We start from the raw sequence: 16,043 nt of genomic DNA, 5'->3' as shown, positions 1-16,043 counted from the left end.
GTGCTCGCGAACTTCGCCCTGGTCCGCGCCACCGACGTCGTCCTGGACCCGGACCGGGCCCCCCACGTATGCCCGGTGGACAATAGCTGCATCCGACCGAATCAGCCGAAGGAGTCTCCGAACCGGACCGGGGTAGGCGTATTGCGTCGGGGGCGGGGCGCATGCGTGCCGGAACCCGCGCAACCTCCATGGCTGGCAACTCAAGCCGAAATACCAGGGCTGGCGCGCCAACAGGACTTACACCAGCCCCGGGATAGGCGAAGGCCCGCAGTATCCGAAACCCACATTGCGGGCCCCTTGTCCCGAGAGAGGGCGACGCCTCCTCGCTGACGGAAGCGCGCCTGGAGCACTTCGGGCTCCTGACCATGGGGGAGAAGCACGTGCTGCCGTAAGGAGCAGCCTCGGTGGCTCCGCGGGCATCTGCCCGGCGGGGCCACCGTCGCCCTCGAGGGGACCCGGGGCGCACATGGCTACGCGTCTTTCAGCTTGGCACGTGCCTGCTCCAGCTGCTCGACCGACACCGTTCCGGAGTCGGGAAGATCGGTCTGCGCCCACGCGGCCTGCGCGCGAGGGACGGCTCCGTCCGCGTCGTCCAGGAGGATCTTCTTCGCCAGGTTCACCGCGACGGCACCGTCGCCGAGGTCCAGGAGGTGGGCGAGCATTCGTACGTTCCTCGTGGCGGAGGCCTTCTCGTTGTACCGGAAGACCAGCACCCACCGGCCCCGCATCGACTGCGCCCGCGCAATGAGCTCGCGCCCTCGGTCGGTCTCCTGCTGCTCGGTGCGGATGTGCTCGACCTCGCCGGCGGGGGAGCGGAGGGTGAGCAGGCCACGACGGCTGGACTCCGTTGATCCGTCTGCTGTGAGCCTCCCAACGCCCCCCACCCTGCACGGACTTCGGCGCCGCTTCAGCCGAGTCCATTCTTCACCTGTGAGGTCTCCCCGCCCCATGGGCATGCCAGCGAACCAGGACCCAGGCAGTCACAAGATGCGCCGGACCGGTCCTGGCCCTCTCGACCGCCGTGTGCGGGCCACCCGTGAAGAAATCCGGATCGCGATCACGGCCTGGATCGAGCGGGCCTACCACCGACGCGGCAGACAATCCTCACTCCACCGGCTGCCCCCACCGAATTCGAGAGTGATGACCACGTCGGCCCTTTAGGTCGCGTGACCGCACCTGTCACCCGAACCTGCATCAGCCCCCGGGGCGCACTGGTGAAACAGGTCACATTGCGACCATGTCACAGAGGGACGGGTTGCTTCGTCTCGGGTGTGTAGCCACTTACGAGCGCAGAGGAGCACGTTGTGGACGCGCGACTGGACTTCATGGCTGAGCCGAGCACCGGCAAGGCCCTCAAGTACCTGATGGCGGCGGGCAAGGAGCTCAGGAGCACGACGCTGCCGATCACCACGCAGGAACTCGTCTCGGTGCGGGTGAGCCAGATCAACGGCTGTGCCGCCTGCCTCGACATGCACACCAAAGAGGCCCTCGCCGTCGGCGAGGACCCGGTGCGGCTGGGCCTGGTGGCGGCGTGGCCGGAAGCCACGGTCTTCACCGACGCCGAGCGGGCCGCGCTGAAGCTGGCCGAGGAAGGAACACGGCTCGCTGACGCGGAGCACGGCGTCAGCGACGAGGTATGGACGAACGCCGCCAAGCACTACGACCAACAGCAGCTTGCCGCCCTGGTGCTGCTGGTCGGCTTCATGAACCTGGCGACCCGGATGAACACCATCACCCGGCAACCTGGTGGCGCTTACCGGCCCGGGGCCTGGCACTGAAGCGCGGAGACGCTCAACCATAGAAGCAACTGCGAAGGCTGGGACAACGGCAGTCGACCGACGGGATAAACGCTGACCGACCGGCAGGCCAAATGATCCCGGATGAACGGAAAAGGAGTCAGGCTGTGGACAGGGCCGAGGAGTTCGTGAGTCTGCGACCGCTGCTGTTCTCGATCGCCTACCGGATCCTGGGCAGCGTCAGCGAGGCCGAGGACGCCGTCCAAGAGACCTGGCTTCGCTTTGAGGCCAGCCCGACGCGGCCCAGGTCAACCAAGTCCTTCCTGACGGCCATTGCCACCCGGATCTCGATCGACGTGCTGCGCTCGGCACGCGTCCGGCGGGAGGAGTATGTCGGTCCGTGGTTCCCGGAGCCGCTGCTCGCCGATCCCTACGAGGATCCAGCTCGCTCGGCTGAGCTGGCCGACTCGGTGTCGACGGCGGCCCTGTTGCTGCTGGAGCGACTCAGTCCGCTGGAACGCGCGGTATTCGTGCTGCGCGACGTGTTCGACTTCGGCTTCCCCGAGGTCGCCTCGGCAGTCGGGAAATCGGAGGACGCGTGCCGCCAGCTCGCGGTGCGGGCCCGCCGGCACATGAGCGCGAGCCGGCCGCGCTTCGAAGCCGACCGCAAGGAGCGCGAGGAGCTCGCGGGCCGCTTCTTCGACGCGCTGCGCGAGGGCGACGTCGACGGCCTGCGGCAGTTGCTCGCCGCCGACGTCTCCATGGCCGGCGACGGCGGCGGCAAGGCCCCGCGGCTGGCCAGGGCGATCGCCGGCCCCGACAAGGTGGCCCGGCTGCTGGCCGCTGTATTCCCGGCGATGGCCCGCATCGACGTCACCATGGAGCCTCACGCGATCAACGGCTGGCCCGGTGCGATCTTCCGTGACCGGGACGGCAAGGTCCTGCACACTCTGGGGCTCGACGTGCTCGACGGGAAGATCCTGACGATCCGTCTGGTCCTCAACCCCGACAAGCTGGGCCATGTCGGCCCCGTCGCCGACGCCTGGGCGGTCTCGCGCGAGCTGAAGGAGTCTCGTCGGCGCGCTGAATGACCGCGGACCGGGCTGTCGCTCAACGGCCTACGCGTTTGTTGTCACGTCCTGTTCGGTCGACCCTCGAAGTGCACGCGGGCTCAGTGACCCTGCGCCTCCGGCTCCAGCCACAGGTGCAGCGTCTGCCTCGTGCTCCCGGGTGCCAAGACCACGACATGGCCATGACCGCTGGCCCGTGTGTACCTCTTCGTGCCGCCGGTGATGACGATGTTGATGTCCTCCGGCGCCGCGAGCGAGGACGACGCGGTTCCGTTCTGCCACGTCAACTGTCCATCGGGGAAGATGAAGGTGCCGATGCACTGGTCGCTGTGGGGGCCAGGAGGGGTCAGACTCCCGCCGATCTGAGTGCACTCGACCAGCTCGGTGCCGTAGGACCTGCCTCCCCTTTCGATCGCATTGATGTAGAGGTGCTGGTTTCCCACCCCGGTTGACGAGTCTCCCCTGGTGAGAAGAGTGGCCTGTGTCGCATGTCCTGTCAGGTGAAGGATTTGGTGACGGTCCCCGCTCGGTGTCCCGTCGTGCCGAAGAGCTCCTTGAGCGGGTGATGCGGATCCCGAGGCCGCCGTCACCCAAAGCAATGTCGCTGCGACGAGACCCCATCGTGAAACGGAAGGCGGCATGCTCACCCCAGCCATAGAGTTCACCAGATGATCGGCTACCAGTGTCGATCGTCGCCAGGGGAAGTCAAAGACAAACCACACCCGGGTTGCCCGTTTCCCCCCTGTCGGCCGCCTTCCCGGCAGCGACCTCTCATCCCCACAGCGGCAGGCGCTCCCGCCGCTGTGGGGATGGGGCGGGCTCAACTGCTCAATCGGAACAGGACGCTCCTTCTTCGGTCGGGGCCGTGCGCGGTCTGCCGCTGCTGGAAGTCGCTCAGTCGGGGTCCCCTACCAGGGCTGCCGCCTGGGGGAAGCCGCTGGTCGAAGACGCGGACCGTCCTACGGCAGAACTGGCACGGGCCGAGGCGACAACTGGTCGTTGGCTGCCGGCCGCGCTGCATGAGATCCCTTCGCCGACCTCGATCCGGACAATCTTCCGCTGCTGGTTCAGGCGTGCCGTGGCTGGTGCCGTTCACGGAGCGCGTGTCCATGGCCTGCGTGGAGCTCGTACCGAGTGAAGGACTGTCCATTACGGGGGGACGGCTGCAGAACGCGTGCGAGCTGCCTGCAGACCCGCTCAGTGAGGCGTCTGAGCGATTTCAGCAGGTATTACTGCCGAACTGCTCGACGCGGACGGGTCCGGAGGACTTTGCACCCCGAGTCCGAGAACCGTATCCAACGTGCCGGGCATGGAGATCTGGGCGCCGTGTCGTACGGTCCCCGGCGGCGCCCTGGCTGTGTCGAGGGTGCGGTCCATGGTGTCTGCGAGGCCCCGTGAGCCTCGCGGACGGCGAGTTCGGGGCTCCTCTCCCGTCACGCGGCAGATCCTGCAGGCAACGGTGCTGACGGAACGGCGGCCGTCTCCCGGCCACCTCCCACGAGTTCGCACACGTACGTCGCTGGTGCGTCCATCGCGCCCTCCCGGCACTCACCCGTGGGGCACGATGGCCAGTGGGCAGGCGACGTGGTGCACGGCGGCCTGGGTGACGGGGCCGATGCGTGGAACGGTCGGCCGGTCGGACACGTGGCGGCCGACGACGAGGAGGCTCGCCGCCGAGGCGGCCCGGACCAGTGTGGTGGAGGCCTTGCCCTCCACGACGGTCTCCACCACCTCGGTCTCGGGAAACTTGTCGCGCCACAATTTCAGGACGGCCGACAAGAACTGCTGCCACTCCTCGGCCCTGTGCGGCTCGTTCACGAGAGCGATGTCGCCTGGGCCGAGAGCGATCGCGGACGGCCGCTGCCAGGCGTGCACGACACGCAGCCTGGCCTGCCGCCGCCAGGCCGCTTGGAACGCAAACTCGATCACTTCGTCACAGGTCTCGGTGAGGTCCACGCCGAGGACCACATCGAGGTCGCCGTCGCGGGCGGACCGGTTCCCGTCGTCGGCCGGCAGGCACGGGGCCTCAGCATCCGCTTCCCGGCGTACGAGGACGAGGGGGCGCGTGGCCTTCGCGGCCACCCCCAGAGCCACCGAGCCGACCAGCAGGCCGGTGAAGCCACTGAGGCCACGCGAGCCCAGTACCAGCAGTTCCGCTTGGTCGGCGGCCCGCAGCAGGGCCGCGGTCGCCGGACCCTCGACCTGCTCGTCAGTGAGGCGCACCTCGGGGGTGGCGGCGCGGATGCACTCCTCCGCATCTCGCAGGACACGCTCGGCCAGATGCCGCTGCGCGGCGCTCGCCGGATCGCCGTCCGCACGGCGGGGATGCCAGTTCCAGGCGTGCACCAGTCTCAACGGGCGGTTCCGACGGACGGCCTCGTGGGCCGCCCACTCGGCAGCGGCAAGGCTTTCGGTCGATCCGTCCACTCCGGCGATGACGGGCAAAAGCATGGTGCGCACCTCCTGCACTTCGTCCTGTTCGTTACCTTCAGTGTCCTGCCGCGAATGCAGGGTGGATAGCAGTCACACGGTCTACCCCCGTCCATTTGGACTCTGATCCCGACACGCGGCAGTCGTCACGTTGCGGAGGGGTCGGAGCCCTGCGGCCGTCGGCTGGGTGCACGAGGCATCGCCGAGATCCCGCCGTCGGGGGTGGTGTGCGGCTCCTCGATCGCGGACTCGGGCATGGCCCCCGTTCATCAGTTCTCGGAGTGCCCCGGGACGATGCCTTCCTCGGGCCTCACGGTAAAGCGGCTGCCGTCCGAGGCGCACGGCGCTAGCCCAGGACGGGTGTCCCGGACCCGCGGCCGCCCTGCCGGCGACTTGACGACCCTCACCGCGGGGCAGGAGTTCGCTGAGCGCCAGGCTCCTGACTCCGCCGTCCTCGGCTGCCTGACCGGCCGGGTACGGCTGGCCACTCACGAGCGGCGCTGGAGCTTGCAACAGAGCACTCTTGTCTCCATCCTGCCCGAACCCCCACCGGCTCATCGTCGATACGCCATCGGTGCGGTTCACCTGAAATGGGACGTCCGCACTATGTCGGCAAGCTCGATCCCGCGACACAGAGGCACTGCACGGGGCAGCGGCCCCCGGCCGACCTGATGCGGGCCATCCTGCGGGCGCCCGTCGTCCTGCTGTGGAACGGCGGCGTCGGCCAGGGAGCCGTCACCGGATCTCCTGGGCCGCTTCCTCGCTTCCGGTCAGCTGAACCGGGCTCCGGCAGCTGCCAGGCGGATGTGCCAGTCGCGCATTCGTGCGGCCGCGCCACCGTTGAGCAACTGGTCCACGGCGCCGCCTGCAGCCCCTGATCGCGGTGCTCCGCATCCGGTGTTCTCCAGGGCCCGCTGCTGGTCGGCGCTCGGCGTCGGGGACGAGGAAGCGCCCCGCCCCACGAAGGCGTAGCGCCTTCCGTCGACGGCCAGTACAAGGGTGCCGAGCCGGGTGAGGCGGCCGGTTACCGCGCGCGGGTCGGCCTGCAGAACCGTGCCGAGGGAGCGGTCCCGCACATGCAGGCCGCCGGGTCCCAGGGTGACCAGCACGGGCTCGCAGCGGGCGCCGTTCCACACGCTGCGCCGCCAGTGGACGATCCCCGAATGCCCGGTGTCTGTGCTCATGCCGCAGATCATGGCATGGCCACGGAGCTCACCGCCGCCGGGCCCGGTCGGGGCGATGGGCGCGGTTCAGCGGTCCGGAAGGACGGCGGAGGCGGAACCGCTCAGCTTCGCGTACCGACGGGAGCGGCACCCCCAGCCCCTTCGCCCGGAGGAGGGCCGCCAAAAGGTCGTCGCCTGCCTCTCGACGAATCTCCGGCTCCGATCGCCCGGCGCCAGGCCCCGCAGAGCCCTTGCTGACGGGCGTCCTTCCTGTGCCGCCGTACGGTGGCGACGAGTGGCGGTGCCGGGGACGCGGTCGAGGACGTTGCACATGAGGCGGCATCACCCGAGGTAGTTGCGGACGAGCAGGTCGAGGGGCCGCCGACGGAGCAGACGCACTACGGCTCTTGGGGCGCCAGGTCCGTGGTTCGCACGCCTGGCAGGGCCACCGCTGCTCTCATGCCCTGCCGCACTCCTCCTTCACTGTGGTGGTTCAGTCGTGTGCGACGACGGGGGCTCTCGCGTGCTGCAGGACCGCGTGTGTCACCGCGCCGATGTGGAACGCGAGCGGTCACCGCGCGGGACTGCCGTCAGGCGGTACCCACCGTGGCCACCCTGGAGCAGCTGCAGCTGCAGGAGCACGACGCTGACGCGGCGGGGCGGCGGTGGCTGGGACGGGACGCGAGTAGGCGCTTGGCGCTGGCCGGACTGCGTGTCGCTGCGGACGCCCTCGCCGCCGCCCAGCAGGAAAGCGCGTGATGAGGCCCGCGATCCGGACCGTGCTCGGGGACATCCCGCCCCAAGAACTGGGCATATGCGACGCTCACGACCACCTGTTCATCGGCTCACCCATGCTGCCGGGCCAGGAACTGGACGACGGCGAAGCCGCACTTGCCGAACTGAACGCCTTCGCCGCGCTCGGCGGCAGCGCGGTCGCGCAGTGGACACCCTGGGGAATGGGACCACGAGCCGAAGAACTCCCCAGCCTGTCGCGGCGGTCCGGTGTCCACGTTGTCTCCGCCACCGGATTGCACCAGGCACGACACTACGACCCCGACGATCTGGAAAGTGTTCGTGACGGACTGGCCGACCTGTTCGTCCACGAACTGACCAGCGCCCCCGTGAAGGCCGGACTGATCAAAGTCGCCGGGGCCTATCACCGCCTGGACGACCACGCCCGGCACGTCATGACCGCCGCAGCCGAGGCACACCACACCACCGACGCACCCATCGGCGTCCACCTGGAGGCCGGAACCGCCGCCCTGGACGTGCTCGATTTCCTTTGCGGTTCGCACGGGGTCGAACCGCACCGTGTGATCCTCGGGCACCTGCATCGACTCCCCGACGCCAGAATCCACCGGCAAGCTGCCGAAGCCGGCGCCTTCCTGGCCTTCGATGGCCCATCCCGCGCGCACCATGGCACCGACTGGCGATTGCTGGACTCCCTCGCGGCCCTCGCGGGCGCCGGTCACATCGACCAGATCCTGCTCGGAGGTGACACGGTCACGCCGGCGGCCAGGTCCACTGCGGACGGCCCGGGCATGCCGTTCCTGCTGAGTGGCCTGCGTCCGCGGATCGAGAGCGAACTGGGACCCGACGTCGCCTCTGCGGTCTTCACCGAGAACCCGGCCCGCGCGTTCGCGGCACATTGGAGGCGGCCATAATCCGCAAGCCCCCCAACGATCGCATACAGTCACCTCAACTCCCGACTCAACCAGGAACTGACGACAGTCGATACGAGACTCCAGTAGTACCGAAGGCCGGGATCTGCTCGCGACTGAGAGTGAAGCATTAGCTCGGTATGTCGCGTCAGGCGGTCTCCCGGCATCTCGCCGTGCTGGAGGACGCCGAGCTGATCGAGACCAGGCGGGAAGGGGCGTTACAAGTTCCACGACCTCAACACAGCCGCGCTGCAGCAGATCGCCGGGCCACGGCCCGCGCCCGACACATCCGGATCAGAGAAGAGCTCTCCATGAAGATCCATCTGACCAGCGTCTTCGTCAACGACCAGGCCGACGCCTTGGACTTCTACACCGAGATTCTCGGCTTCGTGAAGAAGCACGACGTCCCGCTGGGCGGCGAGGCCCGGTGGCTGACCGTCGTCTCACCCGACGTGCCCGGCGGCACCGAACTCCTCCTGGAGCCCGCCGGCCACCCAGCCGTCAAGCCCTACCGTGACGCGCTCGTCAAGGACGGCATCCCGCTTGCCCAGTTCGCCGTCGACGACGTGAAAGCGGAATACGAGCGTCTGAGCGGCCTGGGAGTGCGCTTCACCCAGGAGCCCCTGGAAGCGGGCCCCGTCACCACCGCCGTCTTCGACGACACCTGCGGCAACCTGATCCAGATCGTGGCTCAGCCCCGGTAGGCGGCCAGCCTCGTGCGGGGTCGGGCCGCCGCAGCGGCCCGACCCTCGCTCCGGAATCCATCAGCAACACGGCTACACAACCGAGGGCGACCACTGTCGGTGATCACGTTCGATGCGCGGACAGGAGGCGACCTTACGGAGGCGAGGTTCAGCGAGTGGGTGGGACGAATTCGGGCTGGTCGAGCAGGCGCAGCCAGCTTCCATCAGGCTGGCGCCGGACGACCTGCGCCCGGGCGCCGGCCCCGTCGCTCGCGGGAGTCGAGGTGAGGGCGATGTCGCCGCTGATCAGCGTCGGCAGCGGTTGTTCCTGCTCGAAGCGGGGGCGATTGGCCAGCACCTTCTCCCAAAGCGCGCGGATCGCCTCCCGGCCCACCGTCTGGTCACCGGGTGGGTAGGCCATCACCGCACCCTCTTCGTAGAGTGCGCTGACCCCGGCCGCGTCACCGGCGTTGGATCGCTCGACGAACAAGCGGGTGATGTCCTCGGGCCGCATGGCCTTCTCGTACTCCGGCATGAGTTCCTCCTGACGTCGTGCTTCGACGCTTCCTAGCGTGGCCGCCGACTGGCCAGAACTCCAACAGATGAATCTTCTGAAGACTAGAATCTGCAGTCATGGAGTTGAGGCAGCTCGAATACTTTGTCGCGGTCGCCGAGGAGCGGAACTTCACCCGGGCAGCCGAGCGCGTGCACATCAGCCAGTCCGGCATCAGCGCACAGATCCGCCAACTGGAACGAGAACTCGGAGCCGAGCTGTTCGACCGGTCGGCCCGCACCGTCACCCTCACCGTCGCGGGAAAGGCCGCAGTCGAACACGCCCGTGCCGCACTCGCCGCCGCTGGGGCGGTTGGCCAGGCGGTGGGCGAGGTGACCGACCTGATCCAGGGGCACCTCACCATCGGGATGGTCACCGGCTGCACCCTCACCCCGCTGTTCGACGCCCTCGCCGCTTTCCACCAGGCGCATCCCGGTGTGGAGATCTCGCTGCTGGAGGACAGCTCCGACCGGCTCATCGAGCGGGTGCGTACCGGCGCCGTCGACCTGGCGCTCATCGGGGCCGCAAGCGCCACCCCCGACGGCTTGGACGCGCTGACCATCATCAGCGAGCGGCTCGTCGTGGCAGTCCCGGCCGGGCACCCCTTGGCGAATCAGCGGCGGGTGACCCTGCGCGACCTGACTGCCTACTCAATCGTGTGCATGCCGCCCGGCACCGGCCTGCGCGCGGTATTCGACCAGGCCTGCGCCGCACAGAGCATCCAACCCGCGATAGCGCTGCAAGCCAGCGCCGTGGACGCCATTGCAGGCCTCGCCGCCCGCGGCCTCGGCGTCGCCATCCTCAGCAACTCGATGGCCGAGAGCTACCGCGACCAACTCACCGCCCGCACCATCGATGATGTCGAAACACCGGCACTGCTCGCCCTCATATGGAAGAACGCGCTCAGGCCGGGGGTACGGGAACTGCTCGTGCACAGCCGGCGGGCATTCACCAAGCCGGACCCCGCGACTTCACCGCAACCTCACGGACCTACTCCTGACGTCAGGGCGACAGATCCCTGAGTTCCCACCGACGTGCCTACAGTTTGTCGAGTCCGTCCGCGACCACGCCGAGGAGGCGATCGAAGCGTTCGCGAAGTCGTACTGCGGCGGTCGGAGCTACCACGGTGTGGCGGCGCCGCTGGGAACCGACCGACGAACAGCACCATGACGCATACGGATACCGCCCTGCCACGATCGGAGGCTGCCAGGGCGTGAGCGTCATACCGGGACTCGGCGACGGACTGCTGTTCGACGCCGAGCGCGGATCCCTCGTCGGTTCCTCGGCATCCAGGTTCAGCGCCGTGAAGCCGTCCATCGACTTCAGCCCATGTCCGACATCGTCCTCCAGTGCCCTCGTGAGGGTGGTCAGGCTCCGGCACAAGGGCTGACCTGGGCGTAGATCGGCTTGTCCTGCCGCCGCCTCGTAGTGCGTCACACCTGCAGCGTGGACCTCGCGAACACGGCTACTGCCACTGTGAGCTGGTTGCGATGGCCTGCAGTTCGGACGGTGTCAGGATCGGCGTACTGCGGGTCGAGGGCGCGTTCTGGCTGGGTGCGTGCCACTCCATGATGGTGACGTAGAGACCGTCAGGATGCAGTACGTTGACCGCTTCGTGCCCAGGGTCCGTTCCGGGTGGTGCCTGCCGGGACTTGATCAGGGTGCCGTCGGCCGAGGGGGTCGTGCCGGCGAAGACGTGCTCGCGGATCGCAGTGGTGGGCGCTTGCCGCGAGACGTGCACTTCGAGCAGAGACTTGCCATGGCCGTCGTCCACCCACAGCTGCCCGGACTTCCGGCCGGCTGGTGGGCTCGAGTGGTTGAGACCAGCCGGTAGCAGCGTCGTCAGAATGGCAAGGGCGCGGTCGGCGGACAGCGTGCCGGTGAAGCTCGGCTCCGGGCCGGCGGAAGCCGAGGCCGAGCCGGGCGAGGCTGAGACGGCCGGGCCGGCGAGTGGGTGGTCGGCTGATTCCTCGTAGAGCAGTCCGGGAACGAGTGCCACCCCGAGGCCGAGGAGCGCTAGTACGGCTGCTCCACTCACGCCGGCGGCCGCGGCGCGGCGGCGGCCCCTGCGTCGGCCGTTGCGGGCACCAGCCTGTGCAAGGGACAGGGTGTTGGGCGGCTCGATGGTGAAGAGAGCGGTGTGTAGGGCTTCGGCGAAATCTTCTTCGATGGGCATGGCGAGTCACCGCGTTTCGGGGTCGGTGCGGAGGGCGTGGTAGGGGCCGCGGCACACGGGTCAGGTGCTGACGAGCTCGGAGAGGTCATGGCCCAGTAGGTTCCGGATCCGTGCGAGCGCGCGCATGCTCTGGTTGCGTACGGCGCCCGGCCGGATCTGAAGGACCGCGGCGGTCTGCTCGACGCTGCGGTCCTCCCAGTAGCGCAGGAGCAGCACTGCCCGGTCGCGGGCGGAGAGTCGGCCGAGAGCGTCGAGCAACGTGACCCGCAGCGTGGCGTCGTGCTCGTTGGCGGCGGGGGAGTCAGGGAGCGTGCCGGTGGGCTGCTCTGAACTGCTGCGTCGGCGCCGATAGGACAAATAGGTCCGTACCAGGACAGTATGGGTGTAGGCTGCCGGGTCGTCTATCTGCGTGATCTTGCGCCAGTTGGCATACATCCGGCCAAGCGTGTCCTGCACCAGGTCCTCCGCAAGATGCACATCACCGCTGGTGAGCACACATGCAGAGCGGAACAGAGGTGCGGATCGCGCAGCGGCGAACGCCATGAATTCCTCTTCGTACCGGCGCTTCATCCGAGATCCTGTTCGTCGTCCACACTCTGATGACGCTGTGGCCGCAGGGCTACGTCCCACCCGTAGAGCAGAAATCTTGCCGCCCGGACGATTTCCCTTCGGGGGGCTGAGGCGTCAGCCCCCGTACAGCGCCCAAGATCCAGAAGTTACGGAAGCGTTGGCAGCCCGCTGTGCCAGTGGTGCAGGGCCTCGGCGAGGGAGAGGTGGGTGCCGAACGTCCGCGACTTGGGATCGCCGAGTGGCTGCTGAAAGCGCTCAGTAGCCTGATGTTCCGGCGGCTGACCGTCGGCGCCGGTGAATCCGACGATCTACAACCATAACGACCACGACACCACCAGGGTGCGCGGGCGCGCCCTGGTGCCGCTGGCGGACGCTCGCCCACGCCGTGGCAGGCGTTTGCGCGATGTGTTGCTGCTGGGAGGGGCCTCCTCGGACCGGCGCTGTGATCGGCAGTGCGGCGAGCTGAATTCCGCCGGGAGCCTCCTTCGTTCTCCGAGCACAGCCGACGGGATCAGACGTCCGGGCGGCGGCGCCGGGTAGGCCGCTGAGGAAGTCGCTCGCCTCGTGGCGTGCGGCGGTCAACGAGTCGCTGCGGAGCCGTTCGGTTGCTACGGAGTGGGAAGCAGGAGCGACAGCGAGGAGCACGGCGGTGCCCACCCCGGGGGGGCGACGGAGCACGCCGCAGGGGAGGAGCGGCCAGGGTCGTTGAGCGTTGCTCCACCCGGTTGTGCTGGAATACGAGTCCAGCAGGTCCACCACCAGGATCAGGGTCGAGCCCGCCGGGATCAATGGTGAGGGCGGCTGGTTGCCGTGACCGAGACGCGGGGGAACGATCCCGGGCAGCTCTGCCGACACACCGCCAGCACTGGCGGGAGCCGGTAGGCACCGAGCGAGGGCCGTACCCCCGACCACTAGTCGCGAGGCGCTGGGCCGGGCGTCTTGGACGGCCTCCACGGCATGGTCGGCCATCGTGAGGATCTTCCCAGCCTCGGTCAGCAGGACCCGGGCCGTCGGTGTCGGGTGCACGGTCCGGCCGGATCGCCCTATGAATGTCGCCCGCACAGACGACTCCAGCGTCTTCACCCGTTTCGAGACCGCGGACCGACTCGTGAAGAGCCGTCGAGCAGCAGCGGCGAGTCCGCCACATTCGATGACGTGGCGGAAGACCGACAACCGCTTGAGGGCAATACTCCAGCGGTATCGTGATCTTGACAACGGGACGGCTTGCTGACGGTGGTTGCTCGTCGTGAACCAGCTACAGGTAGGGCCGGGGCCGAGGGCGGGGCAAAGAGACGCGGCGCCACTCCGGAGATCGGGCGGCGCTCAGTCCGTGTCGGATCCTGCCTTCCACGCAGGGCGGAGCTGCTCTGCGACATCGGCGGCTTGGCGAAGACCCGCCTGGTAGGCAGGTTCCCAGGCCGCTCGGTCATTCAGATCCGAGCCGAATGTGCGTATTGACGCCAGGTCGGGCTCGATGGTCACCACTGTGTACGCAGCAACGAACGCCAGTTCCCGGTGGAGCAACTCACGGGGGAACAAGTGCGCCTGGGGGTCGATCACGACGAGTGTGCGGGCTCCGGCCGCGAGTTGGGCGTTGGTCGCAGAATGCAGGGCGCCGTCCATGTATCGGCGGCCATTAATGGTGATCGGGGGGTAGATGCCCGGGAAGGCCGTGCTTGCCGCCACGGCGAAGGGCAGCGGTGCGCCACTCGCGCGGTCGAAGACCTTCTGCTCGCCGGTCTCGGCATCCGTGCCGGGGATGAGCAACTGACCGTCCGGCCATTGGTCTGCGTCGGCCAGGGCGCGCATCCGGATGATATGTGCCTGCTCGGGGCCGGTGTCGGCGGCGAGCGCGATCTGGCCCACCCGGCGCCGCGCCTCGGCCGGGTCCGAGGCGGCGTTGCCGAGCACGGCGAACGCCTCGCCCAGCCTGTGCCCGTCCACCTGGGGCGGGGTGGTGCCGGTGTCGGCGGGGCGCACGGGGGCGGCGAGCCGGCTCGGGTCCTGACCGGTGGCCAGCACTGCTCCGATGATCGCGCCAGTCGACGTGCCGACGATCAGGTCGGCCTCGCTGAGATCCACTCGGTCGTAGCGCAGTCCACAAGCCAATCCGGCCATCCAGGCGGCACCAACAGGGCCTCCGGCGCCCAGCACGAGTGCCCGGTCGAGTGTGTACATGACTGCCTCTCCCCGTTATTGAAACAGTCGTACTATATGCTGCTGTAGGGTCGGATGCGCGGTACCGAGAGGATGATCCACTGTGGGGCGACCCTCAGATCCTTCCTGTCGGGAGCGCGCGCTTGCGCGGGCGACCGATTACGTGCTGGCACACGGCTTGGCCGGGTCGAGTCTGCGGCCGCTGGCCGCAGCTCTGGATACCAGCCCGCGATGCTTCTCTACGACTTCGGCAGCAAGCAGGAGTTGGTAGCTGCCGTCCTTGCGGAGGCCCGCCGTCGCGGGGCGACACGGTTGGCCGAGAGCCTCCCGGCCGAGGCATGTTCTCCGGAAGAACACCTGCGCGGCATCTGGGCCTGGATCGGTGCACCGGAACGCGCCCCGTTCGTCCGGCTGTTCTCAGAGGTGGACGCGGATGGCCTCGCGCATCCCGAGAACTACCCCGGCCAGGCCGAGGCGATCACGGACTGGTTCACCACCCTCGGCGCCAGGTTCCGCAACATCACACCCGGCCCTGACGACACCACTACTCCCACGCTGATCATGGCCGTCATCCGGGGCCTACTGTTCGATCTCACGACCACCGGCGACCGACGCCGCACCGACCGCGCCTTGGACCGCTTCTGCGAGCTGCTGCGGCATTGAATGAAGACCATCGGTCACGCTGTGACCGCAGGTCACAGATTGGACTCTGTCCGCTGGAGGAGGTGTTCGAGGTCCTGATGGACCGGATGGCGGGCCGGTTCACGAGGGTCGAACGCAGCAGCGAAGAAGACGGCTGGTACTCGGCGTGTTCTCGGATCTGCCCCGCAAGAACTGCTGTGCCGTAGCTGACTGGGCCGGGGAAGCCACTCCGGACGGCATGCAACGCCTGCTGCACCAGGCCAAGTGGGAAGCCGACGCCGCCTGTGACGACCTGCGCGACTAGGCCGTTTCTTTCAGATCATCTGATCGTTGGTCTGGTGTGTCGTTGACTGAGGCCCAGTGGGCGAGGATCGAGCCGTGGTTGCCGGACCGGACTCCGAAGCGGGGCGGGCGGTGGCGGGATCCCCGGCAGGTGATCGACGCGATCGCGTTCAAATACCGCACCGGGACGCCGTGGATGGACATGCCCGAGCATTTCGGCTCGTGGAAGGGCGCCCACAACCGTCTGCGGATGTGGGCCGCCGACGGCACCTGGGAGAAGGTCTTCACCGCCCTGCTCGCCCAGGCCGATGCCGAAGGCGACCTGGACTGGGTCGTCGCGGTCGACTCCACGATCGTTCGTGCACACCAGCACGCCGCCGGGGCCCGTCAAAAGGGGCCCCGGTCGGCGAGCCGGACGACCATGCCCTCGGACGCTCCCGCGGCGGGCTGACCACGAAGATCCACCTCATCGCAGACGGTCGTTGCCGACCGCTGGCCTTCGTCATCACGCCCGGCCAGGCCGGTGACGCACCCGCCTTCACCAGGGTCATGGCTCGCTTACGCGTGCCCCGACCGACCGGCCGTCCCAGAATCACTCCCGACATGGTGCTGGCCGACAAGGCCTACTCGTCCCGCGCGATCCGTTCTCATCTTCGCCCACGCGGGATCCGGGCAGTGATCCCGCAGCCCGCCGACCAGGCAGCCAACCGCAAACGCCTCGGCAGCCGCGGCGGCAGGCCACCGGCCTTCGACCGCGACGCCTACACGCAACGCAACACGGTCGAGCGCTGCATCAACAAGCTCAAGCAATGGCGCGGTCTGGCCACCCGATAGACAAGACCGCCACCATCTACCTCGCAGGACTCCACCTCGCCGCCATCTTCATCTGGTCAGCAAGGTGATCCGAAGGAAACGGCCTA

The 16,043-nt window shown here is 68.4% G+C and carries 15 protein-coding genes and 5 pseudogenes; 10 read left to right on the top strand and 10 right to left on the bottom strand.

The window, feature by feature from the left end:
• Positions 1–470: 470 nt before the first annotated feature.
• Positions 471–884, bottom strand: a complete 414-nt coding sequence (locus AB0C59_RS32325) for a hypothetical protein (protein WP_363010953.1) — start codon at positions 882–884, stop codon at positions 471–473.
• Between the two features lie 127 nt (positions 885–1,011).
• Here AB0C59_RS32325 and AB0C59_RS32320 point away from each other — a divergent pair.
• The 3 genes and pseudogenes from AB0C59_RS32320 to AB0C59_RS32310 all read left to right on the top strand — a co-directional run.
• Positions 1,012–1,161: pseudogene (locus AB0C59_RS32320) on the top strand (IS3 family transposase); the annotation flags it as partial.
• Between the two features lie 143 nt (positions 1,162–1,304).
• Positions 1,305–1,778: a carboxymuconolactone decarboxylase family protein gene (locus AB0C59_RS32315; protein WP_363010951.1), complete on the top strand. Its 474-nt coding sequence runs from the start codon at positions 1,305–1,307 to the stop codon at positions 1,776–1,778.
• A 125-nt stretch (positions 1,779–1,903) separates the two neighbouring features.
• Positions 1,904–2,827: an RNA polymerase sigma-70 factor gene (locus AB0C59_RS32310; protein ID WP_363010949.1), complete on the top strand. Its 924-nt coding sequence runs from the start codon at positions 1,904–1,906 to the stop codon at positions 2,825–2,827.
• 80 nt (positions 2,828–2,907) lie between these two features.
• Here AB0C59_RS32310 and AB0C59_RS32305 read toward each other — a convergent pair whose 3' ends face one another.
• The 3 genes from AB0C59_RS32305 to AB0C59_RS32295 form a co-directional block, all read right to left on the bottom strand.
• Positions 2,908–3,249 (bottom strand): hypothetical protein, encoded by a 342-nt coding sequence (locus tag AB0C59_RS32305; RefSeq protein ID WP_363010948.1) that lies wholly within the window; start codon positions 3,247–3,249, stop codon positions 2,908–2,910.
• Between the two features lie 1,105 nt (positions 3,250–4,354).
• On the bottom strand, positions 4,355–5,257 hold the full coding sequence (locus AB0C59_RS32300) for a universal stress protein (protein ID WP_363010946.1): 903 nt from the start codon (positions 5,255–5,257) through the stop codon (positions 4,355–4,357).
• A gap of 749 nt (positions 5,258–6,006) precedes the next feature.
• Entirely contained in the window at positions 6,007–6,420 is a 414-nt protein-coding gene (locus AB0C59_RS32295; RefSeq protein WP_363010944.1) for a hypothetical protein, read from the bottom strand.
• 737 nt (positions 6,421–7,157) lie between these two features.
• Here AB0C59_RS32295 and AB0C59_RS32290 point away from each other — a divergent pair.
• Complete coding sequence (locus AB0C59_RS32290) at positions 7,158–8,063, top strand: phosphotriesterase (protein WP_363010942.1); 906 nt, start codon at positions 7,158–7,160, stop codon at positions 8,061–8,063.
• A gap of 308 nt (positions 8,064–8,371) precedes the next feature.
• Complete coding sequence (locus tag AB0C59_RS32285) at positions 8,372–8,764, top strand: VOC family protein (RefSeq protein ID WP_363010940.1); 393 nt, start codon at positions 8,372–8,374, stop codon at positions 8,762–8,764.
• A gap of 148 nt (positions 8,765–8,912) precedes the next feature.
• On the opposite strand, the gene AB0C59_RS32280 is transcribed toward AB0C59_RS32285, so the two are convergent.
• The gene (locus tag AB0C59_RS32280) at positions 8,913–9,278 is read right to left on the bottom strand and encodes a nuclear transport factor 2 family protein (RefSeq protein WP_363010938.1); all 366 of its coding nucleotides are present in this window, start codon (positions 9,276–9,278) and stop codon (positions 8,913–8,915) included.
• 98 nt (positions 9,279–9,376) lie between these two features.
• Here AB0C59_RS32280 and AB0C59_RS32275 point away from each other — a divergent pair, with 98 nt between their 5' ends.
• Positions 9,377–10,318 carry a LysR substrate-binding domain-containing protein gene (locus AB0C59_RS32275; protein ID WP_363010936.1) on the top strand — a complete coding sequence of 314 codons (942 nt, stop codon included), beginning with the start codon at positions 9,377–9,379 and terminating at the stop codon, positions 10,316–10,318.
• 191 nt (positions 10,319–10,509) lie between these two features.
• Positions 10,510–10,686 carry a hypothetical protein gene (locus tag AB0C59_RS32270; protein ID WP_363010934.1) on the top strand — a complete coding sequence of 59 codons (177 nt, stop codon included), beginning with the start codon at positions 10,510–10,512 and terminating at the stop codon, positions 10,684–10,686.
• Positions 10,687–10,761: 75 nt separating this feature from the next.
• Here the strand turns inward: AB0C59_RS32270 and AB0C59_RS32265 are convergent, their stop codons facing one another.
• The 5 genes and pseudogenes from AB0C59_RS32265 to AB0C59_RS32245 all read right to left on the bottom strand — a co-directional run bounded on the left by AB0C59_RS32265 (position 10,762) and on the right by AB0C59_RS32245 (position 14,220).
• On the bottom strand, positions 10,762–11,472 hold the full coding sequence (locus AB0C59_RS32265; protein ID WP_363010932.1) for a hypothetical protein: 711 nt from the start codon (positions 11,470–11,472) through the stop codon (positions 10,762–10,764).
• A 60-nt stretch (positions 11,473–11,532) separates the two neighbouring features.
• Positions 11,533–12,042 (bottom strand): SigE family RNA polymerase sigma factor, encoded by a 510-nt coding sequence (locus AB0C59_RS32260; RefSeq protein ID WP_363010930.1) that lies wholly within the window; start codon positions 12,040–12,042, stop codon positions 11,533–11,535.
• 744 nt (positions 12,043–12,786) lie between these two features.
• Positions 12,787–12,876, bottom strand: a pseudogene (locus tag AB0C59_RS32255) (FKBP-type peptidyl-prolyl cis-trans isomerase); the annotation flags it as partial.
• 183 nt (positions 12,877–13,059) lie between these two features.
• Positions 13,060–13,215: pseudogene (locus AB0C59_RS32250) on the bottom strand (LysR family transcriptional regulator); the annotation flags it as partial.
• Positions 13,216–13,365: 150 nt separating this feature from the next.
• Positions 13,366–14,220: a patatin-like phospholipase family protein gene (locus AB0C59_RS32245; RefSeq protein ID WP_363010928.1), complete on the bottom strand. Its 855-nt coding sequence runs from the start codon at positions 14,218–14,220 to the stop codon at positions 13,366–13,368.
• A gap of 210 nt (positions 14,221–14,430) precedes the next feature.
• On the opposite strand from AB0C59_RS32245, the gene AB0C59_RS32240 reads away from it, so the two are divergent.
• The 3 genes and pseudogenes from AB0C59_RS32240 to AB0C59_RS32230 all read left to right on the top strand — a co-directional run bounded on the left by AB0C59_RS32240 (position 14,431) and on the right by AB0C59_RS32230 (position 16,025).
• Positions 14,431–14,862 carry a hypothetical protein gene (locus AB0C59_RS32240; protein WP_363010927.1) on the top strand — a complete coding sequence of 144 codons (432 nt, stop codon included), beginning with the start codon at positions 14,431–14,433 and terminating at the stop codon, positions 14,860–14,862.
• Between the two features lie 77 nt (positions 14,863–14,939).
• Positions 14,940–15,142 (top strand): annotated as a pseudogene (locus AB0C59_RS32235) (IS701 family transposase); the annotation flags it as partial.
• A 39-nt stretch (positions 15,143–15,181) separates the two neighbouring features.
• A pseudogene (locus tag AB0C59_RS32230) lies at positions 15,182–16,025 on the top strand (IS5 family transposase).
• Positions 16,026–16,043: the final 18 nt, after the last annotated feature.

The sequence above is a fragment of the Streptomyces sp. NPDC048664 genome, assembly GCF_040650555.1.
In the GTDB taxonomy this organism is placed as follows: domain Bacteria; phylum Actinomycetota; class Actinomycetes; order Streptomycetales; family Streptomycetaceae; genus Streptomyces.
Note: the sequence above shows the minus strand (reverse complement) of the source record. Positions and strands in the feature narration are given on the sequence as shown.

Bases quoted from the DNA above. Each gene is read 5' to 3' on its own strand.
- AB0C59_RS32300 (WP_363010946.1), bottom strand. From the start codon at position 5,257: ATGCTTTTGCCCGTCATCGCCGGAGTGGACGGATCGACCGAAAGCCTT.
- AB0C59_RS32285 (WP_363010940.1), top strand. From the start codon at position 8,372: ATGAAGATCCATCTGACCAGCGTCTTCGTCAACGACCAGGCCGACGCC.
- AB0C59_RS32260 (WP_363010930.1), bottom strand. From the start codon at position 12,042: ATGAAGCGCCGGTACGAAGAGGAATTCATGGCGTTCGCCGCTGCGCGA.
- AB0C59_RS32240 (WP_363010927.1), top strand. From the start codon at position 14,431: ATGCTTCTCTACGACTTCGGCAGCAAGCAGGAGTTGGTAGCTGCCGTC.
- AB0C59_RS32280 (WP_363010938.1), bottom strand. From the start codon at position 9,278: ATGCCGGAGTACGAGAAGGCCATGCGGCCCGAGGACATCACCCGCTTG.
- AB0C59_RS32275 (WP_363010936.1), top strand. From the start codon at position 9,377: ATGGAGTTGAGGCAGCTCGAATACTTTGTCGCGGTCGCCGAGGAGCGG.
- AB0C59_RS32265 (WP_363010932.1), bottom strand. From the start codon at position 11,472: ATGCCCATCGAAGAAGATTTCGCCGAAGCCCTACACACCGCTCTCTTC.
- AB0C59_RS32295 (WP_363010944.1), bottom strand. From the start codon at position 6,420: ATGAGCACAGACACCGGGCATTCGGGGATCGTCCACTGGCGGCGCAGC.
- AB0C59_RS32290 (WP_363010942.1), top strand. From the start codon at position 7,158: ATGAGGCCCGCGATCCGGACCGTGCTCGGGGACATCCCGCCCCAAGAA.
- AB0C59_RS32245 (WP_363010928.1), bottom strand. From the start codon at position 14,220: ATGTACACACTCGACCGGGCACTCGTGCTGGGCGCCGGAGGCCCTGTT.